This window comes from Reyranella soli (assembly GCF_007992495.1).
Taxonomy (GTDB): Bacteria; Pseudomonadota; Alphaproteobacteria; order Reyranellales; family Reyranellaceae; genus Reyranella; species Reyranella soli.
On the sequence record NZ_BKAJ01000179.1, the window covers coordinates 1 to 21421 of the forward strand.

Here is a 21421-nt window from a genome sequence, read left to right on the forward strand (position 1 = left end):
TCATGACTCATGAGCGGGCCTGGAGGCCCGCGGTCCGGCAAGAGGCTGCAATCGCGCGCAGGCCTTCCCTATAGGTCGGATAGCGCAATGTCACGCCGAGCTCGTTCTTGATCCTGTCGTTCTTCACCCGCCGGTTCTCGGCATAGAACGACCGCGCCATGGCGCTCATGGTCGGCGCCACCTCGTCCCATGGCAGAGCCGCCGGCACCGGCTTGCTCAAAAGCTCACAGGCGAAGGCCACGACCTCGCCGGTTGCGGCGGGCAGGTCGTCGGCGACGTTGTAGATGGCGCCGGCGCGTGGATGGCCGAGCGCCAGCAGCACGGTGCCCGCGACATCCTCGACATGGATGCGCGAGAAGACCTGGCCCGGCTTGTCGATGCGGCGCGCGGTGCCCGCCTTCACCTGGTCGATGGCGCTGCGCCCCGGACCGTAGATGCCGGGCAGCCGGAAGATGTCGACAGCCGAGCCCGACTCCAGGCCCACCGCCTGCCAGGCACGCTCCGTCGCCAGGCGCTCGATGCTGCGCGGCTGCACGGGCCGCGCCGGCGTGTCCTCATCGACCCATCCGCCGCCATGGTCGCCGTACACGCCGGTGGTCGAGAGATAGCCCAGCCAGCGCGCATCACGTAGAACGCGTGCCGAGGTCTTCAGCGCGGGATCGCCCGTCGTGCCCGGCGCAATGGTGCAGAGGACGTGCGTCGCCTTGCCGATCGCCTCCGCGGGCAATGCCGCGGTGCCGTCGAACAGATGCGCCTCGAAGCCCAGCCCCCTGAGCTCGTTCGCCTTTTCGCTCGTCCTGCATGTACCGGCCACGTTCCAGCCGGCCGCTCGGGCAAGCTTGGCAATTTCAAGGCCGCAGTAGCCCAGCCCGAAGATGAAAAGACGTCCTGTCATCTTGTCAGGATCGCCGCGACGCGGTTCTTTTCAAGGATGTTGTTTTCCCGCCTGGCGTCCTGCCTTGCGCTGTTTGCCGCTGCGCCGTGCGCCGCGCAAGGTTTGAGCATCCTCGATGGATCTCCGGACCATCTGCGCAAATACAACGAATGCATGAACCTCGCGCGCGCGGAGCCGTTGAAGGCGTTGCCGGTTGCGGAGAAGTGGCACGCTCAGGGTGGCGGCATGGCCGCCCGTCACTGCGTGGCGACCGCCATGTTCGGCGCTGGCCGCTACACGCAGGCGGCGGCGCAATTCGAGGCGATCGCGCGCGACTTGGGCAAGGAGCGCCCGGGCCTGCGCGCCGAGTTGTGGGCACAGGCCGGTCAGGCCTTCATGGAGGCAGGCCTGCCCGAGAAGGCGGCCGAGGCGCAGAGCCGGGCCCTCGAACTCAATGCCAAGGACGCCGACCTGTGGCTCGATCGCGGCTTGAGCTTCGCCGCGCAGAAAGCCTGGCCGCGCGCCATCTCCGATTTCGACCGCGCGCTCGGCCTGCGGCGCGACGACGTCGAGATCCTGGTGCTGCGGGCCGCGGCCTGGCGCAATGCCGGCAATCCGGCGAAGGCCTATGAGGACGCGTCGCGGGCGCTGAAGGTCGCCCCCGATCATTCCGAGGCCCTGCTCGAGCGCGGTTTCGCCAGCCTGGCGCGCGGCGATCGCGCCTCGGCCAACCTCGACTTCAGCGCCGTCCTGCGCCTGGTGCCGCCCGGCTCGAGCGCCGCGCACGGCGCCGAAGCGGGGCTGCGCGGCGAGCAGCCGCCGGCTGCCGCGCCGGTTTCCCCCTCGCCACAAGCTGTTCCACCGAGGAGTGGGGGGAAGAAGTAGCGTCCCAGTGACCCCTGATGTAAGAGCCGATAGATAATGAATCGATTCCTGGTCCTGCTTCTCACCCTCCTGGCAGGTGCCGCCGCCGCCCAACAGCCGCAGCCGCAACCGTCGACTCCTTATTATCCTGCGCCGCCGCCGGAAAGGGCGCCGACCGTGCAGCAGGGAGCGCCCACCAGCGGGCTCAGCTCGCCGCTGCCGGCGGGCATTCCCAAGATCGACCGCACCGAGATCGCCTCGGACGCCGAGGCGCAGCTCTTCGCCGATGCGCGCAAGATCGTGTGGGGCCGCTATGCCAAGGTGAAGGGTGCCAAGTCGGGTGACGTCAGCGTCACCAAGCAGGGCAATGTCTGGATCGTGAAGGGCCGCATCGACAGCGTGGCGCCCGGCAGCGAGGGCGACTGGGCGTCGGTCGACGGCGTGGTCGAGAAGATCGCGCCCGGCCTGGTGCAGATCAGGGGCGAGGTCGCCTTCCGCGTCGCCAAGGTGGAGAAGGGCACGGCCTGCAAGGTCGCCGGCGTGCTGAATTTCAAGCGCTCGGGCAAGTCGCAGGTCTGGCGCCTGGCCGAGGGCGACAATCCCTGCGACGGCATGCGTGAGGGCTTCGACCTGGTCTACGAGAAGCCGGCCGAGAAGAAGCCCGTTCCGGCCCAGCCGAAGCGGAGTTGACGGGAGCGCGGGCCTCCGGCCCGCATCATGTTCAGGCTCTTCCGAACCGCGCGCGTCCTCGCGCGCTCATGATCATGAGGCGCGCGGGGCCGCGCGCGGTCCGGAAGACGATGAGCGGGCCAGAGGCCCGCGCTCCCATCATGACTCTGGCGGGACGCCCTCGGTTCGGATCTTGAGGATGGCGTTGCGCGCCAACTCGTCCGCGCGCTCGTTCTCCGGGTGGCCGCTATGGCCCTTCACCCAGCGCCATTCGACCTGATGCGGCGCCCGCGCGGCGTCGAGGCGTTGCCACAGCTCGACGTTCTTCACCGGCTTCTTGTCGGAAGTGCGCCAGCCGTTCCGCTTCCAGCCGTGGATCCACTTGGTGACGCCGTCCTTGACGTAGACGCTGTCGGTCCAGAGCCGCACGTTGCATGGCCGCTTCAGCGCCTCCAGCGCCATGATGGCGGCCATCAGCTCCATGCGGTTGTTGGTCGTGGCCGGGTCGCCGCCCGACAACTCGCGCTCTCGGCTGCTCCCTTCCGTTTTTTTGACGCGCAGGATCGCGCCCCAGCCGCCCGGTCCGGGGTTTCCGCTGCACGCCCCGTCGGTGAAAATCTCTACTTCAGGTGCGCTCACAGTCCGTAATCCGCAATCGATGAGATGCCGCGATGGAACCTGAGCTTAGCGAGGTACTCCTGCGGATCCTTGCGCTTGACCATGGCATCGGGCGGCGTATGCACCCAGTCGTAGAGCCGCGTCAGCAGGAAGCGCAGCGCCGAGCCGCGCGCCAACAGCGGCAGCACCTTGCGCTCGTCGTCGCCGAGCGGCCGCACGGCTTCGTAGCCCTGCAGCAGGGCGCGGCCCTTGGTGGCGTTGAACGACTTGTCGGGTTCGAAGCACCAGGCGTTGAGGCAGATCGATACGTCGTAGGCGAAGGCGTCGTTGCAGGCGAAGTAGAAGTCGATCAGCCCCGACAGCTTGTCGTGCAGGAAGAGCACGTTGTCATTGAACAGGTCGGCATGGATGACGCCCGATGGCAGCCCGCTCGGCCAATTGGCCTCGAAGAAATCGATCTCGGCCTCGAGCTCGGCCGCGAGCGGCGCATCGATGTGATGGCGCGAGCCTTCGTACAGCGGCCGCCAGCCCGCGACCGACAGCGCATTGGGCCGCTTGAGCTCGAAGTCACGGCCGGCCAGGTGCAGGGCGGCCAGCGCTTCGCCGACCTGGCCGCAATGGCCGAGCGTCATGCGACGCGGCCACAGCCCCTGCAGGAAGGTCGTGATGGCGGCGGGCCGTCCCGCCAGCGTACGCAGCGCCTTGCCGTCGCGGCCATGGATCGGCTGCGGGCAATTGATGCCGCGGGCGGCGAGATGGTCCATCAGGCCGAGGAAGAACGGCAGGTCCTTCGGATCGACGCGCTTTTCGTAGAGCGTGACGAAGTAAGGCCCCTTGTCGGTGGTCAGGAGGAAGTTGGAGTTCTCGACTCCCTCGGCGATGCCCTTGAACGATTCGGGGCTGCCGATGTCGTACTCGGCGAGGAAGGCTTCCAGCTCGGCATCGCTGACTTCGGTGTAGACCGCCATCAAGCCACCAGCGCGCGCGGCAGCTTGAACACGACGCTCTCCTCCATGGTCCGCACTTCTTCGACCGTAACGTCGTAGTGCTCGCGGCAGGCCGTGACCAACTCGTCGACCAGCGTCTCGGGCGCCGAGGCGCCGGCGGTGATGCCGAGCCTGCTTGCGCCCGCCAGCCAGCCCCAGTCCATGTCGGCGGCGCGCTGCACCAGCCGTGACTTGCAGCAGCCGCAGTTGGCCGCCACCTCGACGAGCCGCATGGAGTTCGACGAGTTCGGCGCACCGATCACCACCAGGGCGTCGCACTTCGGCGCGATCGCCTTGACCGCGGCCTGGCGATTGGCGGTGGCGTAGCAGATGTCCTCCATCTTGGGACCGTGGATCGCCGGGAAGCGGCGGTGCAGTGCCGCCACGATGCCGATCGTGTCGTCGACCGACAGCGTGGTCTGCGTGGCATAGGCGAGATTGTCCGGGTCGGGCACTTCCAGCACCTCGGCCTGCGCCACGTCCTCGACCAGCAGCACCGCGCCGGCCGGCAGCTGGCCCATCGTGCCGACGACCTCGGGATGGCCGGCATGGCCGATCAGCACCACGGTGCGGCCTGAGACATGATGGCGCTCGGCCTCGCGATGGACCTTGGAGACCAGCGGGCAGGTGGCGTCGACGTAGAGCAGGTTGCGCCGGCCCGCCTCGGCCGGCACGGCTTTCGGCACGCCATGCGCAGAGAACACGACGGGCCGGTCGTCCGGCACCTCGTCGAGCTCGTCGACGAAGATTGCGCCCTTGGCTTCGAGATTCTCGACGACATAGCGATTGTGCACGATCTCGTGGCGGACATAGACCGGCCGGCCGTAGCGCTCGATGGCGCGTTCGACGATCTGGATGGCGCGATCGACTCCGGCGCAGAAACCGCGAGGGCTGGCGAGCAGGACTTTTAGCGGTTTCTTCGGCGGGCTCATGCTGAACGTTCTGCCCGCTCGCTTGCGGGCCTCTTGGCCATTGCCTAGAGTCCGCCAGCAACAGATTGGCAGCAACGGACTACGGCGGCGGCACCGTAACAAAGCCGCTGCAACGGGGAAAGCAGACATGACCGAGCCGGTTGTCGCGGCGTGCGACGGAACCCACAAGGCCCTGGCCAAGATCCCGTCATGACCCACCGAAAGTTCGTCATTTTGGCGCCGGCCCTGCTGGCTCTGTCGCTGGCCGCCTGCGGCGGTGGTACGCCGGAAGTAGGATATGCCTGCCCGGCACCGTTCACGGTGGATGACGCCGGGCGCCTGACCCATTTCGCCGACGGGCCGGGCCGCGATCCGCGCGACATCGCCTATGAGGCGTCGATCGCCGGGGCGGGGACCAAGTGCTCGGTGAGCCGCAGCCGGGTCGACGTCACGCTGCTCCTCCGCATCTCCGCCAACGCCGGCCCGTCGGCCAGCGCCGCTCGAACCAGCGTTCCCTACTTCGTGCGCGTGCTCGATTCCAACAACAACGTTGTCCAGAGCCAGGAGTTCACCGCCGACTTCCGCCTGACGTCGGCCAATCCGCGCGCGACCTCGCAGGAGGAGCTGACGCTTACGCTCCCGCGCGACGGCGGCTTTCGCATCGCCGTCGGCCTGAAGCCCACGCCCGAAGAGCTGAACTACAACCGGCGCGGTCGTCAGCCTTAGGTTATTTCGTGACGGGCCTGAGCCAGGTTCGCTCCTCGCTCAGGATGAAGCGCTCGCGCTCGGCGAACTCGAAGTTCGCGCGGCCGGCCGGATCGGCGCGCAGGCGGGCGCGATAGGCCTCGTAGGCCGCGAGACTCTCGAACGAGATCAGCGCGTGGGCGATGTTGTTGGTGCCCTCGTGCGGCATGAAATAGCCCAAAAGATCGCCGCCACAGGCCGGGATGATGGTGAGCCAGTTCTTGGCATAGGTCTCGAAGGCCTCGCGCTTGAACGGGTCGATGACGTAGCGGATGGCGCAGGTCACGGTCATGGATACCTCCGATCGATGGGGCCGAGACTATAGCCGACGGCGGTCGATCCATGTTTCGGCCGGTGCCGAAGGCTTGACAGTGCCCGAGCGTGAGCGCTTGCATGCGCGCCACTCACTACGTGTGACGTACGGAGGATTGCCTTGAGTGCTTATGCCGAACGTCTGGAAGCCCTGGCGGCCGATGCCGCCGACCGCTGCACGACCTGCGGCAAGTGCTTCGAAGCCTGCCCGACCGCGCGCGAGATCGGCCTTGATGCCGGCGCCGCCAAGGACCGCGTCGGAGAGCTTCTGGCGCTGACGCGCGGCGAGGCGCCGGCCGACGAATTGCAGCAATGGCTTGGCGCCTGCGACGGCAGCGCGCGCTGCACCGAGGCCTGCCCCGAAGACATCAATGTCCGCCAGTGGGTGACCATCGCCAAGATGAAGGCGGTCGAGGCGACGCGCCCGCGCGAGATCGGCGCGGCCAACGCCGCCAATCGCTTCCGCCACATGGCGCAGGCGGTGCGGCTGCTCGCCAGCATGCAATTGCCGTCGGAGACCTTGAAGAAGATCCTTGCGCCGGCCGAGCGGCGCACCGCCGACGTGCTGTTCTATACGGGCTGCAACGTGCTGCGCACGCCGCACATCGTGCTGAACGTCATGGATATCCTCGATGCGCTGGAGCTCGACTTCGACGTCGTCGGCGGCACCGCCCATTGCTGCGGCGTCTATCAATTCCAAGAGGCCGACCTGCCGACCTACGAGCGCATGGGCCATCGAACCTTCAAGCGCTTCGGCCAGTCCGGCGCCGGCCGTGTGCTGACCTGGTGCCCGACCTGCACCAAGAACTTCGACGAGCTCGAGAAGGACGTCGAGGAGCCGTCCTTCGACCTGGGCCACGTCAGCGAGTTCCTGGCCGCCAACCTCGACGCGCTGAAGGCACGCTTCGTCGCCGACCAGCCCAAGCGGCGCGTCGTGATCCACGAGCATCTCGGCATCGGCGCCACGGTGGCCTCGATCCGCAAGCTGCTCGCCGCCGTGCCCAACCTCGAGCTGCTCGAGCTGCCGCAGGATTCGGGCTTCTCTTATGCCTGCGGCGGCCAGGCCGCCAAGTTCAAGGAGCGCGAGCAGGCGATCCATCGCGGACTCGCCGAGGGCGCGGTCGCGGCCGGTGCAGACACCATCGTCACCATGTACCACTCCTGCCATCGCGCGCTCGCCGGTGCCGAGGCGGTCTACCCGCAGCTCAAGGTCGTGAACTTCACCGATGTGCTGGCCGAGGCGCTGGGCCGTGGCGGCCATCCCGACTACTACCGCCTCTATAAGCAGGGCGGCGCCATGGATGAGGCGGTGACTGCCGCCCGCCGCTTCCTGCAGGACAACGGCGTGCGCGTCGACGAGTCCTCGGTGGCGTCGCTGACCGCCGATATCTTCAACGAGACGGGATTGGCAGGCTCACGTGAGGCTTTCGCGAAGGCCTTCACGGAACTGGCGAAGACGACTTGAACGACGACGTCTGGCTCTTCTCCTACGGCACGCTTCAGCAGGAGGGCGTGCAGATCGCCACCTTCGGCCGCCTGCTCGAAGGCTGCGCCGACGCGCTGCCGGGCTATGCCACGGTGCCGTTCGAGATCACCGATCCGGAGGTGATCGCCACGAGCGGCAAGAAGTTCCACACCATGGCGAGCCCCTCGGGCAATCCCGCCGACGAGGTCCCCGGTGTCGTGTTCCGCATCACGCCGGCCGAGCTTGCCGCCGCCGATACCTACGAGGTCTCGGACTACAAGCGCATCTCGGTGCGGCTGAAGTCGGGGCTGGAAGCCTTCGTCTACGTCGGCGCCTGACGCTACTTCTCCTTCACCGACAGTACCGCCCAGGCGGCGTCGGCGAAGAACCGGACATGGTCCGACAGGTCGCCGGTAAAGCGGCCGTAGACCTTGTAGGTCGCAGCCTGCATGACCACGCCGATGGCGGACGCGGCGGCGAGGTCGACGTTCCGCTTCGGGATCTCGCCGGCCTTCATCGCCTGGCTGATCACATCGCGCACGACGGTCACCGGATTGGCCATGCCGTCGGGCACCTGGATCAGGAACGAATGCTGGTTCAGGAGGTGATAGGCGAACAGCGTCCAGTCGCGATCGGCCCATTCGCAATAGCAGCGCACGATCGCCTCGATCTTGGCGCGCAGCCCCTTGGCCGGGCGCTGCGCCTCGGTGAGCGCCTCGGCCAGGCCCTGGTGGTGGCGCAGGAAGAGATCGAGCGCCAGTTGCTCCTTGCTCGGGAAGTAGCGGTAGATCGTGCCCTCGGCGACCGAGGCCGCCATGGCGATCTCCTTGGTCGTGGTCTCCGCGACGCCGCGCGCCACGAACAGCGTCAGCGCGGCGCGCTCGAGCCGCGCTTTGGTGTCCTCGGCCTTGCCCATGTCGGCCAGTCTATGAGCAAGTGCTCACTTGTAAAAGCGCGACGGCATCCCGAGCGCGCTGGCGAGACGGTTTCCGCCCTCCGGCGGCCACATCCAGACGCTCAGCAACCCCAGCAGGACGCCCGTCGGCATGTCGATGAAGTGATGCTGATAGGTCGTGAGCACCGAGGCCCCGACCAGCAGTGCGCACACGATCGTCACGGGCAGCGTCCAGCGTGGCAGCGTGCGGCTGTACAGGTCGAAAAGTATGACCGTCGTCGCGATGTGCAGCGATGGCGCCTGGTTGAACGGCATGTCGAGGATGCCAAGAGCGTCGAACAGCAGGCCGAATTCCGCCGTCGTCTGCGGTCGGGCGAAGGAAACCCTCAAGGGAAAGGCGATGAAGCAGACGACGGCGACGACTTGGGCGGTCAACAACCGCTTGGCGTGGCTGTCGAGCTCGACGCGGTTGCGACAGACATAGAAGGACAGGGCGAAGAGAGCGTGCGTGCCGAGATACGGGATGATGGTCCAGGCCAGGAAGGGAATGCCGTGTTCCCAGGCGAACACGATGGTCGGCACATCGCCGCGCTGGCTGGCGAGCCAGTTCGAGACGCTGTAGCTCAGGTAGAAGAACGCCGCGAGCGCAATCAGCCAGCCGGTTGCCCGTCGCCACGGCCGGTTGATGGACGGAGCTGTAACGGCCGTGCCCATGCCGGCCAGTCTATGAGGGGCCGCTCACTTGGCAAGGCGACATCCATCGGCTCGCAGAACCAGCGCCAGTCGAGCGTCCAATCGCTCGTCGCGGTGGTGGTGATGGGCGACGCCTCGCTTTGCACGTCGAGGAAGACGGTGAAGACACGGCGGATGTACATGCGACCCTCCTTTGGATATGAGCGCATGCTCATTTTATAAGTGAGTAATCACTCAATTTCAAGTCCCATCTAAGTTCCGGATTTGTCATGGGTTTTCCCGGTGGACGCCGCCGGAGCGGCCACCTAAGGTCCCGGCACCCAGACGATCCCTGTGGGAGAGACCGCTGCTCGACAGCGGCGCCGAAGGAGCAACCGGCCCCGGAAACTCTCAGGCAAACGGACCGCAGGAGGATGGGTCTCTGGAAAGTGGCGGGTTCTCGCAAGAGAGCGCGCCCACCGACGAAGTAAGCCGGGTCACTCCGGCGAATCTTTCAGGTCTCCGGACAGAGGGGGTCGCAAGGCGGCGCAGCTTTTGCGTCGGTTGATGCGACTCTGGAGACCTGCTTGGCCGATCCTCTCAAACGCACACCGCTTTACGACCTTCATCGCGAGCTCGGCGCGCGTCTCGTGCCGTTCGCCGGCTACGAGATGCCGGTGCAGTATCCGACCGGGATCCTGGCCGAGCACGCCCAGACGCGGACGGCCGCCGGCCTGTTCGATGTCTCGCACATGGGCCAGGTGCGGCTGACCGCCAAGCCCGGACAGAACGCGGCCAAGGCGATCGAAACGCTGGTGCCCGGCGACATCGCGGGCGTGGCGCCAGGCCAGCAGCGCTATACGCAGCTCACCAACGAGAGCGGCGGCATCCTCGACGACCTGATGATCACCAGCACGGGCGATCACCTGCTGATGGTATTCAACGCCGCCTGCAAGGAAGCCGATCTCGCGCATGTGCAGAAGCATCTCGCCGCGACCTGCGAGATCGAGCCGATGTTCTCGCGCGGGCTTTTGGCGCTGCAGGGACCGCAGGCATCGCAGGTGCTGGCGCGCCTCGCGCCGCAGGTCGCGACGATGAAGTTCATGACCGGCGCCTTCTTCGTCATCGACGGCGCGCGCTGCTACATCACGCGCTCGGGCTACACCGGAGGCGACGGCTTCGAGATCTCCACGCCCAACGATGCCACCGAGGCGATCGCCCGCAAGCTTCTGGCTGAGCCGGAGGTCAAGCCGATCGGCCTCGGCGCGCGCGATTCGCTGCGCCTCGAAGCGGGGCTCTGCCTCTACGGCCACGACATCGACACCACCACGACGCCGATCGAAGCGGGCCTGCTGTGGAGCATCGGCAAGGAGCGTCGCACGCAGGGAGGCTTCCCAGGGGCCGCCGTCATCCAGAAGCAGATCGCCGAGGGGGCGCCGCGCAAGCGCGTTGGCCTGCTGCCTGAGGGCAAGGCCATCGCCCGCGAAGGCGCGGAGATCGCCATCGGGGGCAAGTCCGTCGGCAAGGTCACATCGGGCGGCTTCGCGCCAACGCTCGGGCGTGCCATCGCCATGGGCTATGTCGAGCGCGCCCACTCGGCCAACGGCACCAAGGTCGATCTTGTGGTGCGCGGCAAGCCCGTGCCGGCCGAGATCGTGCCCATGCCTTTCGTCAAACACGCCTACTACCGCGGATAGGAGCTTTTAGATGGCCGACACCAAGTACACCGAAGAGCACGAATGGATCCGCGTCGAAGGCGATATCGGCACCATCGGCATCACCCAGTACGCCCAGGAGCAGCTGGGTGACGTGGTGTTCGTCGACGTGCCGCAGGCCGGCCGCAAGGTCGCCAAGGGCGAAGCCTGCGCCGTGGTCGAATCCGTCAAGGCCGCTTCTGACATCTACGCACCGGTGACGGGTGAGGTCGTCGAGGCCAACGCCGCGCTCGCCGATTCGCCGGGCGACGTCAACGCCGAGCCCATGGGCAAGGGCTGGTTCTTCAAGATCAAGCTTTCGGACAAGGGCGAGCTTTCCGGCCTGATGGACGAAGCCGCCTACACCGACTTCGTGAAAAGCCTGGGCTGATCATGCGCTATCTCCCCCTCACGCCGACCGATCGCAGCGACATGCTGGCGGCCGTCGGCGCCAAGTCGGTCGACGAATTGTTCAAGGACGTGCCGGCGTCGGCGCGCCTGCCCGGCAAGGTCGCCGGTTTGCCCGATCATCTTGGTGAGCTGGAAGTCGAGCGCGCCTTCCAGGCCTATGCGGCGAAGAACGTGTCGCCGTCCACGGCACCGTTCTTCATCGGCGCCGGCGCCTATCGCCATCATGTGCCCTCGACCGTCGACTACATGATCCAGCGCGGCGAGTTCCTGACGTCCTACACGCCGTACCAGCCCGAGATCACGCAGGGCACGCTGCAATACCTGTTCGAGTTCCAGACCCAGGTCAGCCTGCTGACCGGCATGGAGGTGGCCAACGCCTCGATGTACGACGGCTCGACCGCCGCGTCGGAGGCCGTGCTGATGGCCAACCGCATCACGCGCCGCACCAAGGCGCTGCTCTCGGGCGGGCTGCATCCGCACTACCGCGCCATCATCGAGACGACCGCGCACTGGCAGGGCTATAGCGCGGTGTCGGCCAAGGCCGATGCCGAGGGCCTGGAGGAGCTGATCGCCAAGGTCGACAAGGAAACCTCCTGCGTGGTCGTGCAGAACCCGAGCTTCTTCGGCCATGTGCGCGACTTCACCAAGCTCGCCGCCGCCTGCCATGCCGCCGGCGCGCTGTTGATCGTGGTCGTGACCGAGGTCGTGTCGCTCGGACTCATCAAGCCGCCGGGCGAGATGGGCGCCGACATCGTGGTCTGCGAGGGCCAGTCGATCGGCAATGGGCTGGGCTTCGGCGGCCCCTATGTCGGCCTGTTCGCCACGCGCGACAAGTACGTGCGCCAGATGCCGGGCCGCCTGGTCGGCGAGACCGTCGATGCCGACGGCAAGCGCGGCTTCGTGCTGACCTTGAGCACGCGCGAGCAGCATATCCGCCGCGAGAAGGCGACCTCCAACATCTGCACCAATGCGGGCCTGTGCGCGCTCGCGTTCACGGTGCATCTCACGCTGTTGGGCGAGGCGGGCTTCCGCCGCCTGGCCGAGCTCAACCATGCCAAGGCGAGCGAGCTTGCCGATCGCGTGGCCGCGCTGCCCGGCGTGAAGCTGTTGAACGACAGCTTCTTCAACGAATTCACCCTGCGTCTGCCCAAGCCGGCAGCGCCGGTCGTCGAGGCCCTGGCCGAGCATCGCATCCTGGCTGGTGTTCCGGTGTCGCGGCTGATCCCCGACGATCCTTCCGTCGAGAACCTCCTGCTGCTGGCCGCGACCGAGACGGCGACCGAGGCGGGCTTGGCGCCGCTGATCGCCGGCCTGAAGGAGGTGCTGTGATGGTCCAGTCGCTCGACCGCTCGCAAGGTCGTATTGGTGGCGGAGCCGCCAATACGACGGCAGGTCCGGTGTCCACTTACACCGGCAATCGCGCGCTGCAGATCGAGGAGCCGCTGATCTTCGAGATGGGCCAGCCCGGCCGCTGCGGCGTCGACCTGCCGGAGCCTTCCAAGGTGAAGGACCGCCTGAACGGCCTGAAGCGCGCCGGCGAGATCGGCCTGCCTGGCCTTTCCGAGCCGCAGGTGGTGCAGCACTACACCCGGCTCAGCCAGAAGAACTACGCCATCGACATGGGCGTCTACCCGCTGGGCTCGTGCACCATGAAGCACAATCCCAGGATCAACGAGAAGGTCGCGCGTCTGCCCGGCATCGGCGACCTGCATCCGCTGCAGCCGGTCTCGACGGTGCAGGGTGCGCTCGAGCTCATAGACCGCCTGGCGCACTGGCTGAAGACGCTGACCGGCATGCCGGCCGTGGCGATGTCACCGGCCGCCGGCGCGCACGGCGAGATGTGCGGCATGATGGCGATCGCCGCCGCCCTCGAGGCGCGCGGCGAGCGGGCCAAGCGCAGGGTCGTGCTGGCGCCGGAATCGGCGCACGGCACCAACCCGGCGACGGCGGCGGCGCTCGGCTTCACCGTCAAGCCGATCCCGGCCAACGACCGCGGCCGCGTCGACCTCACCGCGTTGAAGGCGGCTTTGGGCCCCGACGTGGCGGCGATCATGCTGACCAACCCCAACACCTGCGGCCTGTTCGAGACCGAGATCGTCGAGATCTCGCGGGCGGTGCACGAAGCGGGCGCCTTCTTCTACTGCGACGGCGCCAACTTCAACGCCATCGTCGGCCGCGTGCGGCCGGGCGACCTCGGCGTCGACTGCATGCACATCAACCTGCACAAGACCTTCTCGACGCCGCATGGCGGCGGCGGGCCGGGAGCGGGTCCGGTGGTGTTGTCGGCGGCGCTGGCGCCCTACGCGCCCTATCCATGGATCGTGAAGGACGACGGCGACACGTGGCGCGTCGCGGAAGACGGCGCCGCGGTCGATGGCAAGCCGCTGGGACGGCTGAAGGCGTTCCACGGCCAGATGGGCATGTTCACTCGCGCCCTTTCCTACATCATGAGCCACGGCGCCGACGGCCTGAAGCAGGCGGCCGAGGACGCCGTGCTGTCCGCCAACTACGTCATGGCCTCGTTGCAGGACGTCATGACGCCGGCCTTCGAGGGTCCGTGCATGCACGAGGCGCTGTTCGACGACAGCTTCCTCAAGGACACCGGCGTCAGCACCCTCGACTTCGCCAAGGCGATGATCGACGAGGGCTATCATCCGATGACCATGTACTTCCCGCTGGTCGTGCATGGCGCCATGCTGATCGAGCCGACCGAGAGCCAGGCCAAGGAGGACCTCGACCTCTTCGTCGGCGCGCTGCGCGCGCTGGCCGAGCGCGCGAAGAGCGGAACTGCCGCCGAGGACTTCAAGGCCGCTCCGCGTTTCGCCCCGCGGCGGCGCCTCGACGAGACGCTGGCCGCGCGCAAGCCCGTGCTACGCTGGCGGCCGTCGAACAATCCGCCCGAAGGCGATCCGATGAAGCAGGCGGCCGAATAGCGGCCGCCGACCCGGATGGCCGTGGCACGGCCCCGGGAGTGCGTCGCATTCGCCCTGAAGCGTACCAGACGTTCAGCAGGACCGAATGGGCGAAGCTGCGCGCCAACACGCCGCTCACGCTTACCCAGGACGATCTGATGTCGCTGCGCGGCCTCAACGAGCGCGTTTCGCTCGAGGAGCTCGCCGACGTCTACCTGCCGCTGTCGCGCCTGCTCAACCTGCATGTCCGGGCAGCGCGCAATCTCAACGGCGTCACCGACACCTTCCTTGGCCGGCCGGTGACCGGGCACACCTATGTGATCGCCGTCGCGGGCAGCGTCGCCGTCGGCAAGAGCACTTTTGCCCGTATCCTCCAGGCGCTGATGGCAAGGTGGCCCGACCATCCGGCGGTGGACCTCGTGACAACCGACGGCTTCCTCTATCCGCTGCGCATCCTGGAAGAAAAGCAGCTCATGTCGCGCAAGGGCTTCCCCGAGAGCTACGATGCCAGGCGCATGGTGCAGTTCCTGTCCGACGTGAAGGCGGGTCAGACGGAAGTGCGCGCGCCGGTCTATTCGCATCAGTCATACGACATCGTGCCCGATCAATGGCAGGTCGTGCGTCGGCCGGATGTGCTGATCTTCGAGGGCCTGAACGTTCTGCAGCCCGGCCTCGCCGGCGGTTCAGGTGGCCGGCCTGCATCGGTGATCCTCTCCGATTTCTTCGATTTCTCCATCTACCTCGACGCCAGCACATCCAACATCGCGGCCTGGTATCTCGATCGCTTCCGGCTCCTGCAACGCACCGTTTTCCAGCAGCCGACGTCCTATTTCCACCACTACAGGGACCTCGGGCCCGAGGAAGCGAGCGCGGCGGGACGGCGGATCTGGTCGTCGATCAATGAAGTGAACCTCAAGGAGAACATCCTGCCGACGCGTGAACGGGCCCATGTCGTGCTGTACAAGGACGCCGACCATTCGATCGCGCGGGTTTCTCTGCGACAAATCTAGGAGTGCAACGAAATGCGCGTGTTCACCACTCTGCCTCAGGAGAACCTGGCGACGGTCGGCCAGGCCGCCCAGGCGATCGAGGCGACGGGCTATACCGGCGTCAGCACCCAGGAGAACAGGCACGAGCCCTTCCTCTCCCTGGCCGTCGCCGGCGCCGCGACCAAGCGGATCGAGCTGCACACCGGTGTTGCCATCGCCTTCGCGCGCTCGCCCATGGCGGTGGCCAATGTCGGCTGGGACCTGGCTTCGAGCTTCGGCGGCTCGCGGGTGACGCTCGGCATCGGCAGCCAGGTGAGGGCGCACAACGAGCGGCGCTTTTCGGTGCCGTGGTCGCCGCCGGCGCCGCGCATCCGCGAGTATGTGCAGGCGGTGCGGGCGATCTGGAAGGCGTGGAAGGACGGCAGCAAGCTCAACTACGAGGGCAAGCACTATCGCTTCACCCTGATGACGCCCAACTTCGTGCCCGAGCCCTATGACGGCCCGTTGCCGCGGCTCGGCGTCGCCGCCGTCGGCCCGGTCATGCTGAAGGTGGCAGCGGAAGAATCCGACGACGTAAAGCTCCACTCGTTCTGCACCAGGAAGTACCTGGAGCAGAACATCATGCCGATCATCGATGCCGGCCTCGCCACCCGTGGCCGCAGCCGCGAGAGCTTCGAGATCTCGGGCGGCGGCTTCGTCGTCACCGGCAAGGACGACGAGGCGGTCGCCAGGCTGTTCGACTGGGTGCGCTATCGCGTGGCCTTCTACGGCTCGACGCCGGCCTACTGGCCGGTGTTCGAGGTGCATGGGCTGGGCGAGCTTGGTCGCAAGCTCAATTCCATGACCCGCGCCGGCCAGTGGGACCAGATGGCGAAAGAGGTGTCGGACGACGTCGTGCACCTGTTTGCCGCCGTCGGCCGCCACGACCAGATCGCCAAGGCGATCACGGAACGCTTCGGCGGCCTGGTCGATTCGATCGGCGCCAGCGCGAACTCGGCAAAGCCCTCCGACATGCCGCCCGACCTGCTGCAGGACCTGGCGAATATCCCGACGGTGTATCGCCATCTGTCATCCTGAGCGCAGCGAAGGATCTCATGCCGTGTCGACAGGCATGGCGACGGCAATCGCCATGAGATCCTTCGCTGCGCTCAGGATGACCTTCAGTCGAACAAGTTTGCCAGCCGCTGCTTCATCTGGTCGGCGATGTAGAGCGCCGTAGCTTGGATGGTCGAGGTCGGGTTCACGCCGCCGCCCGTCACGAAGACGCTGCCGTCGACGATGAACAGATTCTTCACGTCGTGGCAGCGGCCCCAGTCGTTCACCACCGAACGCTCTGGATCGGTGCCCATGCGCGCCGTGCCGAGAAGATGGCCGGGGCTGTTGAGCGCGGTGCGCGAGCAGTAGAGCCGGGTGGCGCCGGCCGCGGTCAGGATCTCCTCAGCCCGCGCGATCCCGTGCTCCATCATGCGCCGTGTGTTGTCGCTGATCGCGTAATCGATTTTCGGCGCAGGAATGCCGTTGCTGTCCTTCAGCACCGGGTCGAGCGTGACGCGATTGTGCTCTTCCGGCAGGTCATCGCAGGCGACGCCGATCCCCACCCGGTGCTCGAACATCTCGCGATAGACGCGATGATGCTCGTGCCCCCACGGCAACTGGCCGGTTACGGCGCTGGTGATCGCCTGGTTGGCCGGGCCCATGCCGCGATTGAACTGCAAGGTGTAGCCGCGCACGAAGCCGCGAGAGCGGTCGGTCTCGTAGAACTGCTTGCTCCACAGGTTGGTGATGGGTGCCTTCCCACCATCCAGCGTCTCCTCGACATAGCCCGAGATCATCGGCCACGGGTGCAGCATCAGGTTCTTGCCGACCAGGCCCGAGGAATTGGCAAGCCCATTGGGAAACTTTCCCGAGGCCGAGTTCAGCAGCAGGCGCGGCGTGCCGACACCGTTGCAGGCCACGATCACGACCTCGGCCGGCTGGAACTGCTCCTTGCCCTCGGCGTCGTAGTAGATCGCGCCGGACGCCATGCCGTGCTCGTCGGTGGTGATCTCGCGCACCCGGCAGCGCGTGCGCAGCTCCACGCCGGCGCGGATGGCGAGCGGCCAGTAGGTGATGTCGGTGCTGGCCTTGGCGCCCTGTGCGCAGCCCGGCGTGCAATGGCCGAGGTTGATGCATTGCGCGCGACCCTCGTAGGGCGTCGTGGCGATGGTGGTGTCGGAGGGCCACCAGTGCCAGCCGAGCTTGTTCATCGCCTTGCCGTAGTGTGAGCCGGTCTTGCCGAGCGGGATCGGCGGCATCGGTGGATGGCGCGGCGGCACGCCGGGATCGCCGGCGAGGCCCGACACGCCCATCATGTGGTCGTTCTCCTCGTAGAACCGCTCCAGCGTCCAGTAGTCGATCGGCCAGTCGTCGGCCACGCCGTCCAGCGACTTCACCTTGAAGTCCGACGGGTGCATGCGCGGCCAGTGTGCGGTGTAGATCACCGTGCCGCCGCCGACGCCGTTGAAGTTGGCGACCTTCATCGGCGAGTTGTCGTCGTTCACCGGATAGTCGGTGTCGCGCCCGCGGCGGTTGGGGAAGATATCGAAGTCGTCGTAGCGGCGCGCCTCCCAGTTGCGGCCGTTGGTGGGGAAGTCCGTCGACTTCATCCAGTCGCCCTGTTCCAGGCAGAGGATGCGCATCTTGGTTTCGGCGAGGCTCCAGGCCACGGCAGCACCCGAGGCGCCGGAGCCGATGATCAGCACATCGACGCGCTCGTTGCCGCTCATGTCGCCAGCTCCTTGCGATCGTCGCGCCACAGCGGCGCTCGGCCGCGCACGGCATCGAGCAGGGACCAGTCGCCCTGCTCCAGCGTGTAGCCCTTGGGGAAGGGCGCGCGGGGTTCCTGCTTCAGGGACAGGAGCACGCGGTCATCGCGGTAGTAGGCGCCCAGGATCAGCCGTCCCAAGGCCACGATCGCCGCGCCGCCGCCGGCGTAATAGCCGTTGATCAGCGCCTCGCGCTGGTCGCGATCCAGAGCGGCGAAAGCGCCGCCCGACTTCGCCTCGATCTCCGCGAGAGCCTGACGGACCAGCAGAAGATCGCGGCCCACCGACCGCGCGATGTCGTGCAGGATCGCAGGGTCGTCGGCGCCCGGCACGCCGAGTGCGGCATCTGCGGGGATCATCGTGCCTGCGACGGTGCGCAGGCTGTCGAGCTCAGGGACGGAGAGTGCGGCGGCGTTGCTGTCCATGCACCAACGCTACCACAGCTACACTGTCACACTACTGGCACTGGCCGTGGGCGGCGATCACCGCCTCGAGGCCCTTCTGCTGCGCCGCCGGCAGCGCCTTCGCGTCAGGCGGGCCGCCATTCGCGCCCTTGGTCGTGTTCATGCTGTGCATGGCGGCGATCGCGTCGGCCCGGACGGCGCCGGTCACCTTGCCCGACATGCAGGTACAGGCTTTCGCGGGATCGGCCGCGGAGGAGCCCTGCTGGCATTCGCTCATGAAGTTGTCCGTCTGGGCGGCGGCCGACAGGCCAAGACCAATCACGGTGGCAGCCGCCGCGATGCCGAGAAACGCACGAATCATTAATAGTCTCCCCCGATACGGACGACGACGCTAGTCGATGGACGCTACGGCGTCTTGTCCGATCTTACTTGTCCGATCTTACCTCCTCCCCCGTCTTACGGGGGAGGATAGAGGAGGGGGCAAGCAACAGTCGAAGTGCACGCCGGTATCAGATCTGAAATCGGAGAGACCGCCGGTGTGGCTTTCCCCCTCCTGTATCCTCCCCCGAAGACGGGGGAGGAAATGAGGGCAAGAAAAAGCCCCCGCCTTGCGACGGGGGCTGCCAGGTAGCCCGCGATTTTTGTTTGCGGGAAATCGTCAGTGCAAGCGGCGCGGCAGTTCGGCGATCGCCTCGTCGACCAGGGCCGTGCTGCGGCCCGAGCCGACCTGATCGCGCAACAGTGCGCGGGTGGCCGAGAGTGCCACGTCGACGGCGGTGTCGCGCACTTCCTTGGTGGCGGCCGCTTCCGACTGGGCGATGCGGTCGAGCGCCTGCTGCTCGCGCAGGGCCACGGCCGTCTCCAGGTTCTGGGCGGCGCGGGCCTGCATGCGCTCGGCTTCCTCGCGCGCCTGCTTCAGGATCTCGGCGCCTTCGGACTGTGCCTGGCCGAGCGTGCGCTCGGCGTCCTGCTTGGCCTTCATGGCCTCCTCGCGCAGCCGCGCGGCATCGGCCAGCGCCTTGGCGATGTCGGCCGCCCGCTTGTCGAGCATGCCCGAGATGCGGCCCCACAGGGCCTTGCCGGCGAGCGCGAAGAACAGGACGAAGGCGACCGCGACCCAGAACGCCGGATCGGAGAAGATGCTCTCGCTGTGTGCGGCGTCAGCCGCCCAGGCGGTGCCGATCATTACCTGCCTCCCTTCGCCACTGCGATCTTGGCGGCGAGCGCCGCCTGATCAGCCGGCTGGCCGGCGAGCTTGGCGTAGACGTCCTGGCCGATGTCCTTGGCCATGTTTTCCAGGCCCGCCATGACATCATCGCGCTGGGCGGCGATGCGCTTCTCGGCTTCGCCGATCTGCGCCGCGAGCTTGTCGTGCAGTACCTGCAGCCGTGCGGCAGCCGCCGCGCTATCGGCCTCGCCGCGCTCGCGCATATGCTTGCGCGCTTCCTCGCGGGTATCGGCCAACCGCTTTTCATACGCCGCGACAAGGCTACGAGTGTCCTCGTTGGCCTTCTCCGCCGCGTCGAGATCGCCCTGGATCTTGGCCTGGCGCCTGTCGATGGTGTCGGAGATCGCGGGGACCGCGAGCCTCGACATCACGAAGTAAAGCGCCAGGAAGGCGATCGCGAGCCAGACGAGCTGCGGTGCGAAGCTGTGATAGTCGAGCTGCGGCATGCCGCCCGACCCTTCCTTCGCCATTGCCGTGCCGCTCGCCACCAACACGGCGAGGCCGGCGAGCGCACCGTAGATCGACCTGAGCATCGTCGTGCTTAGAACACGAACAGGATCATGAAGGCGATGACCAGCGCGAACAGCGCCACGGCTTCCGTGAGCGCGAAGCCCAGGAGCACGTTGCCGAACACGCGGGGAGCCGCCTCGGGGTTGCGCAGCGCGCCGGAGACGAAGCTGCCGAAGATGTTGCCGATGCCGACGCCGACGCCGGCGAGGGCGATGGTGGCCAGACCGGCACCGATGAGCTTGGCTGCAGAAGCGTCCATTTCGATTTCCTTTCAGTCGATGGATCAGTGATCAGTGATGAAGATGAACTGCGTCGTTCAGGTAAAGGCAGGTCAGGATCGCGAACACGTAGGCCTGCAGGAACGCAATCAGCAGTTCCAGGCCGGTGAACACGACGATGAAGGCGAGCGGCGCCCAGCCGCCGATGATGCCCAGCATCACCACGAAGCCGCCGAACACCTTCAGCATGGTGTGGCCGGCCAGCATGTTGGCGAACAGGCGGATCGACAGGCTGAAGGGGCGGATGAAGTAGGAGATGATCTCGATCGGCACCAGCAGCAGCAGCAGCGCGAACGGCACGCCTTTGGGCACGAACAGTGACAGGAAATGCATGCCGTGCCGGGCGAAGCCGATGATGGTGACGCCGACGAACACGAACGCGGCCATCGCGAAGGTGACGACGATGTGGCTGGTCGGCGTGAACGAGTAGGGCACCATGCCCAGCACGTTGCAGAACAGGATGAAGATGAAGAGCGTCAGGATGAACGGGAAGTACTTCTTGCCGCCATCGCCGACGTTGTCGCGCACCATGCCGGCGACGAACTCGTAACCGACCTCGGCGACCGACTGCAGGCGGCCCGGCACCAGCGCCCGCTGGCGCATGCCCCACACGAACACGGCGGTCGCCAGGATCACGGCGATCACCATCCAGGTCGATGAATTCGTGAAAGAGGCGTCGATGCCAAAGAGATTCAGGTGGAGCAGCCGCTTGATCTCGAACTGCTCCATCGGGCTATGCATTTGGCTTACCTCGTCCCCAACGCGTCTATCTTACGTCCGACCGGTTCAGGGCAGGCGGCGCTCTTCGTCGCTCCCCCCTGCCTTGTTGGCGTCCCTCGAGTAGGCCCGAATGGCGCGCCAGGCATTGTTGACGCCGGCGACGAAACCCAGAACCAGGCCCGTCACCAATGACCAAGGCGCCCAACCCAACCAGCGGTCGAGCCAATAGCCGAGGAACCCCCCGACCAAAAGGCCCGCGATCATATCCACCATCACTCGATACGCAACGCCTGTCTGGCGGTGCGACATTCCGCTACTTACCCCGTTGTTCGGGCGCGGTTTTTCGATTTTTCCGCGTGCCGCCTTGAGGCGCGCGTCGATGTCCTCAACGCGCCGGCGATCGCCCTCGGGGTCCGGAGGATTCGCCATATGAATCAACCTCTTAGATGGGAGCGCGGGCC

General features: G+C 66.8%; 27 protein-coding genes and 2 riboswitches. Of the genes, 11 read left to right on the forward strand and 16 right to left on the reverse strand.

Annotated elements, in window-relative coordinates:
• Positions 1 to 7 precede the first annotated feature (7 nt).
• On the reverse strand, positions 8 to 895 hold the full coding sequence (locus RSO01_RS39375) for an SDR family oxidoreductase (protein WP_147156068.1): 888 nt from the start codon (positions 893 to 895) through the stop codon (positions 8 to 10).
• Between the two features lie 153 nt (positions 896 to 1048).
• On the opposite strand from RSO01_RS39375, the gene RSO01_RS39380 reads away from it, so the two are divergent.
• Together RSO01_RS39380 and RSO01_RS39385 are read left to right on the forward strand one after the other, a co-directional pair.
• Positions 1049 to 1759, forward strand: a complete 711-nt coding sequence (locus RSO01_RS39380) for a tetratricopeptide repeat protein (RefSeq protein ID WP_170303709.1) — start codon at positions 1049 to 1051, stop codon at positions 1757 to 1759.
• A gap of 36 nt (positions 1760 to 1795) precedes the next feature.
• Positions 1796 to 2428 carry a hypothetical protein gene (locus tag RSO01_RS39385; RefSeq protein WP_147156070.1) on the forward strand — a complete coding sequence of 211 codons (633 nt, stop codon included), beginning with the start codon at positions 1796 to 1798 and terminating at the stop codon, positions 2426 to 2428.
• A gap of 138 nt (positions 2429 to 2566) precedes the next feature.
• Here the strand turns inward: RSO01_RS39385 and rnhA are convergent, their stop codons facing one another.
• Genes rnhA through ispH form a run of 3 tightly spaced genes read right to left on the reverse strand, consistent with a single transcriptional unit; the run spans position 2567 to position 4943 of the window.
• Positions 2567 to 3046 carry a ribonuclease HI gene (gene rnhA / locus RSO01_RS39390; RefSeq protein ID WP_147156071.1) on the reverse strand — a complete coding sequence of 160 codons (480 nt, stop codon included), beginning with the start codon at positions 3044 to 3046 and terminating at the stop codon, positions 2567 to 2569.
• Positions 3043 to 3993 (reverse strand): homoserine kinase, encoded by a 951-nt coding sequence (locus tag RSO01_RS39395; protein WP_147156072.1) that lies wholly within the window; start codon positions 3991 to 3993, stop codon positions 3043 to 3045. Before RSO01_RS39395 ends, rnhA begins: the two co-directional genes overlap by 4 nt.
• Complete coding sequence (ispH, locus tag RSO01_RS39400) at positions 3993 to 4943, reverse strand: 4-hydroxy-3-methylbut-2-enyl diphosphate reductase (protein WP_147156073.1); 951 nt, start codon at positions 4941 to 4943, stop codon at positions 3993 to 3995. The genes RSO01_RS39395 and ispH overlap by 1 nt, the downstream gene beginning before the upstream one ends.
• Before the next feature lie 189 nt (positions 4944 to 5132).
• On the opposite strand from ispH, the gene RSO01_RS39405 reads away from it, so the two are divergent.
• A complete protein-coding gene (locus tag RSO01_RS39405) occupies positions 5133 to 5648 on the forward strand; it encodes a hypothetical protein (RefSeq protein ID WP_147156074.1) in 516 nt (171 codons plus the stop codon).
• A 1-nt stretch (position 5649) separates the two neighbouring features.
• Here RSO01_RS39405 and RSO01_RS39410 read toward each other — a convergent pair whose 3' ends face one another.
• Positions 5650 to 5958, reverse strand: coding sequence for an NIPSNAP family protein (locus tag RSO01_RS39410; protein WP_147156075.1), 309 nt, complete (start codon positions 5956 to 5958; stop codon positions 5650 to 5652).
• Between the two features lie 141 nt (positions 5959 to 6099).
• On the opposite strand from RSO01_RS39410, the gene RSO01_RS39415 reads away from it, so the two are divergent.
• Together RSO01_RS39415 and RSO01_RS39420 are read left to right on the forward strand one after the other, a co-directional pair.
• A complete protein-coding gene (locus RSO01_RS39415; protein WP_147156076.1) occupies positions 6100 to 7443 on the forward strand; it encodes a (Fe-S)-binding protein in 1344 nt (447 codons plus the stop codon).
• Positions 7440 to 7781 (forward strand): gamma-glutamylcyclotransferase family protein, encoded by a 342-nt coding sequence (locus RSO01_RS39420; protein ID WP_147156077.1) that lies wholly within the window; start codon positions 7440 to 7442, stop codon positions 7779 to 7781. Before RSO01_RS39415 ends, RSO01_RS39420 begins: the two co-directional genes overlap by 4 nt.
• Positions 7782 to 7783: 2 nt before the next feature.
• On the opposite strand, the gene RSO01_RS39425 is transcribed toward RSO01_RS39420, so the two are convergent.
• Genes RSO01_RS39425 through RSO01_RS47935 form a run of 3 tightly spaced genes read right to left on the reverse strand, consistent with a single transcriptional unit; the run spans position 7784 to position 9213 of the window.
• Entirely contained in the window at positions 7784 to 8359 is a 576-nt protein-coding gene (locus RSO01_RS39425; protein WP_147156078.1) for a TetR/AcrR family transcriptional regulator, read from the reverse strand.
• Between the two features lie 24 nt (positions 8360 to 8383).
• A complete protein-coding gene (locus tag RSO01_RS39430) occupies positions 8384 to 9052 on the reverse strand; it encodes a phosphatase PAP2 family protein (RefSeq protein WP_147156079.1) in 669 nt (222 codons plus the stop codon).
• Positions 8989 to 9213 carry a hypothetical protein gene (locus tag RSO01_RS47935; RefSeq protein ID WP_170303710.1) on the reverse strand — a complete coding sequence of 75 codons (225 nt, stop codon included), beginning with the start codon at positions 9211 to 9213 and terminating at the stop codon, positions 8989 to 8991. Before RSO01_RS47935 ends, RSO01_RS39430 begins: the two co-directional genes overlap by 64 nt.
• 142 nt (positions 9214 to 9355) lie before the next feature.
• A riboswitch (glycine riboswitch) is annotated at positions 9356 to 9447 on the forward strand.
• A gap of 3 nt (positions 9448 to 9450) precedes the next feature.
• Positions 9451 to 9542, forward strand: a riboswitch (glycine riboswitch).
• Positions 9543 to 9597: 55 nt separating this feature from the next.
• Between RSO01_RS47935 and gcvT the strand changes: the two genes are divergently transcribed.
• The 6 genes from gcvT to RSO01_RS39460 are packed head-to-tail and all read left to right on the forward strand — an operon-like array spanning position 9598 to position 16093.
• Entirely contained in the window at positions 9598 to 10707 is a 1110-nt protein-coding gene (gcvT, locus tag RSO01_RS39435) for a glycine cleavage system aminomethyltransferase GcvT (protein ID WP_246159111.1), read from the forward strand.
• A 10-nt stretch (positions 10708 to 10717) separates the two neighbouring features.
• Positions 10718 to 11095: a glycine cleavage system protein GcvH gene (gcvH, locus tag RSO01_RS39440; protein WP_147156081.1), complete on the forward strand. Its 378-nt coding sequence runs from the start codon at positions 10718 to 10720 to the stop codon at positions 11093 to 11095.
• Positions 11096 to 11097: 2 nt separating this feature from the next.
• Positions 11098 to 12444 (forward strand): aminomethyl-transferring glycine dehydrogenase subunit GcvPA, encoded by a 1347-nt coding sequence (gene gcvPA, locus RSO01_RS39445; protein ID WP_147156082.1) that lies wholly within the window; start codon positions 11098 to 11100, stop codon positions 12442 to 12444.
• Positions 12444 to 14048 (forward strand): aminomethyl-transferring glycine dehydrogenase subunit GcvPB, encoded by a 1605-nt coding sequence (gene gcvPB / locus RSO01_RS48645; protein ID WP_147156083.1) that lies wholly within the window; start codon positions 12444 to 12446, stop codon positions 14046 to 14048. Before gcvPA ends, gcvPB begins: the two co-directional genes overlap by 1 nt.
• A 38-nt stretch (positions 14049 to 14086) precedes the next feature.
• Positions 14087 to 15037: a type I pantothenate kinase gene (coaA, locus tag RSO01_RS48650; RefSeq protein WP_147156084.1), complete on the forward strand. Its 951-nt coding sequence runs from the start codon at positions 14087 to 14089 to the stop codon at positions 15035 to 15037.
• A 12-nt stretch (positions 15038 to 15049) separates the two neighbouring features.
• Positions 15050 to 16093, forward strand: coding sequence for a TIGR03617 family F420-dependent LLM class oxidoreductase (locus RSO01_RS39460; protein ID WP_147156085.1), 1044 nt, complete (start codon positions 15050 to 15052; stop codon positions 16091 to 16093).
• Positions 16094 to 16176: 83 nt separating this feature from the next.
• Here RSO01_RS39460 and RSO01_RS39465 read toward each other — a convergent pair whose 3' ends face one another.
• The 8 genes from RSO01_RS39465 to RSO01_RS39500 form a co-directional block, all read right to left on the reverse strand.
• Complete coding sequence (locus tag RSO01_RS39465) at positions 16177 to 17781, reverse strand: GMC family oxidoreductase (RefSeq protein ID WP_147156086.1); 1605 nt, start codon at positions 17779 to 17781, stop codon at positions 16177 to 16179.
• Positions 17778 to 18245, reverse strand: coding sequence for a gluconate 2-dehydrogenase subunit 3 family protein (locus RSO01_RS39470; protein WP_147156087.1), 468 nt, complete (start codon positions 18243 to 18245; stop codon positions 17778 to 17780). The genes RSO01_RS39465 and RSO01_RS39470 overlap by 4 nt, the downstream gene beginning before the upstream one ends.
• Before the next feature lie 31 nt (positions 18246 to 18276).
• The gene (locus tag RSO01_RS39475) at positions 18277 to 18585 is read right to left on the reverse strand and encodes a hypothetical protein (protein WP_147156088.1); all 309 of its coding nucleotides are present in this window, start codon (positions 18583 to 18585) and stop codon (positions 18277 to 18279) included.
• 297 nt (positions 18586 to 18882) lie between these two features.
• On the reverse strand, positions 18883 to 19410 hold the full coding sequence (locus RSO01_RS39480) for a F0F1 ATP synthase subunit B (RefSeq protein WP_147156089.1): 528 nt from the start codon (positions 19408 to 19410) through the stop codon (positions 18883 to 18885).
• Positions 19410 to 19985 (reverse strand): F0F1 ATP synthase subunit B family protein, encoded by a 576-nt coding sequence (locus tag RSO01_RS39485; protein ID WP_147156090.1) that lies wholly within the window; start codon positions 19983 to 19985, stop codon positions 19410 to 19412. Before RSO01_RS39485 ends, RSO01_RS39480 begins: the two co-directional genes overlap by 1 nt.
• An 8-nt stretch (positions 19986 to 19993) precedes the next feature.
• Positions 19994 to 20221, reverse strand: coding sequence for a F0F1 ATP synthase subunit C (locus RSO01_RS39490; RefSeq protein WP_147156091.1), 228 nt, complete (start codon positions 20219 to 20221; stop codon positions 19994 to 19996).
• A gap of 31 nt (positions 20222 to 20252) precedes the next feature.
• The gene (locus RSO01_RS39495) at positions 20253 to 20981 is read right to left on the reverse strand and encodes a F0F1 ATP synthase subunit A (protein ID WP_147156092.1); all 729 of its coding nucleotides are present in this window, start codon (positions 20979 to 20981) and stop codon (positions 20253 to 20255) included.
• 45 nt (positions 20982 to 21026) lie between these two features.
• Positions 21027 to 21421, reverse strand: a 395-nt coding sequence (locus tag RSO01_RS39500) for an AtpZ/AtpI family protein (protein ID WP_218037603.1), incomplete at its 5' end; no start/stop codon positions are given.

Excerpts from the sequence above, each read along its gene's own strand:
- gcvH (WP_147156081.1), top strand. The coding sequence starts at position 10,718 with ATGGCCGACACCAAGTACACCGAAGAGCACGAATGGATCCGCGTCGAA.
- RSO01_RS39410 (WP_147156075.1), bottom strand. The coding sequence starts at position 5,958 with ATGACCGTGACCTGCGCCATCCGCTACGTCATCGACCCGTTCAAGCGC.
- RSO01_RS39475 (WP_147156088.1), bottom strand. The coding sequence starts at position 18,585 with ATGATTCGTGCGTTTCTCGGCATCGCGGCGGCTGCCACCGTGATTGGT.
- gcvPB (WP_147156083.1), top strand. The coding sequence starts at position 12,444 with ATGGTCCAGTCGCTCGACCGCTCGCAAGGTCGTATTGGTGGCGGAGCC.
- RSO01_RS39460 (WP_147156085.1), top strand. The coding sequence starts at position 15,050 with ATGCGCGTGTTCACCACTCTGCCTCAGGAGAACCTGGCGACGGTCGGC.
- RSO01_RS39395 (WP_147156072.1), bottom strand. The coding sequence starts at position 3,993 with ATGGCGGTCTACACCGAAGTCAGCGATGCCGAGCTGGAAGCCTTCCTC.
- RSO01_RS39485 (WP_147156090.1), bottom strand. The coding sequence starts at position 19,985 with ATGCTCAGGTCGATCTACGGTGCGCTCGCCGGCCTCGCCGTGTTGGTG.
- RSO01_RS39405 (WP_147156074.1), top strand. The coding sequence starts at position 5,133 with ATGACCCACCGAAAGTTCGTCATTTTGGCGCCGGCCCTGCTGGCTCTG.
- RSO01_RS39480 (WP_147156089.1), bottom strand. The coding sequence starts at position 19,410 with ATGATCGGCACCGCCTGGGCGGCTGACGCCGCACACAGCGAGAGCATC.
- RSO01_RS39375 (WP_147156068.1), bottom strand. The coding sequence starts at position 895 with ATGACAGGACGTCTTTTCATCTTCGGGCTGGGCTACTGCGGCCTTGAA.
- RSO01_RS39425 (WP_147156078.1), bottom strand. The coding sequence starts at position 8,359 with ATGGGCAAGGCCGAGGACACCAAAGCGCGGCTCGAGCGCGCCGCGCTG.
- RSO01_RS39470 (WP_147156087.1), bottom strand. The coding sequence starts at position 18,245 with ATGGACAGCAACGCCGCCGCACTCTCCGTCCCTGAGCTCGACAGCCTG.
- ispH (WP_147156073.1), bottom strand. The coding sequence starts at position 4,943 with ATGAGCCCGCCGAAGAAACCGCTAAAAGTCCTGCTCGCCAGCCCTCGC.
- gcvPA (WP_147156082.1), top strand. The coding sequence starts at position 11,098 with ATGCGCTATCTCCCCCTCACGCCGACCGATCGCAGCGACATGCTGGCG.
- RSO01_RS39380 (WP_170303709.1), top strand. The coding sequence starts at position 1,049 with ATGAACCTCGCGCGCGCGGAGCCGTTGAAGGCGTTGCCGGTTGCGGAG.
- RSO01_RS47935 (WP_170303710.1), bottom strand. The coding sequence starts at position 9,213 with ATGTACATCCGCCGTGTCTTCACCGTCTTCCTCGACGTGCAAAGCGAG.
- RSO01_RS39385 (WP_147156070.1), top strand. The coding sequence starts at position 1,796 with ATGAATCGATTCCTGGTCCTGCTTCTCACCCTCCTGGCAGGTGCCGCC.
- RSO01_RS39430 (WP_147156079.1), bottom strand. The coding sequence starts at position 9,052 with ATGGGCACGGCCGTTACAGCTCCGTCCATCAACCGGCCGTGGCGACGG.
- RSO01_RS39495 (WP_147156092.1), bottom strand. The coding sequence starts at position 20,981 with ATGCATAGCCCGATGGAGCAGTTCGAGATCAAGCGGCTGCTCCACCTG.
- RSO01_RS39490 (WP_147156091.1), bottom strand. The coding sequence starts at position 20,221 with ATGGACGCTTCTGCAGCCAAGCTCATCGGTGCCGGTCTGGCCACCATC.
- RSO01_RS39465 (WP_147156086.1), bottom strand. The coding sequence starts at position 17,781 with ATGAGCGGCAACGAGCGCGTCGATGTGCTGATCATCGGCTCCGGCGCC.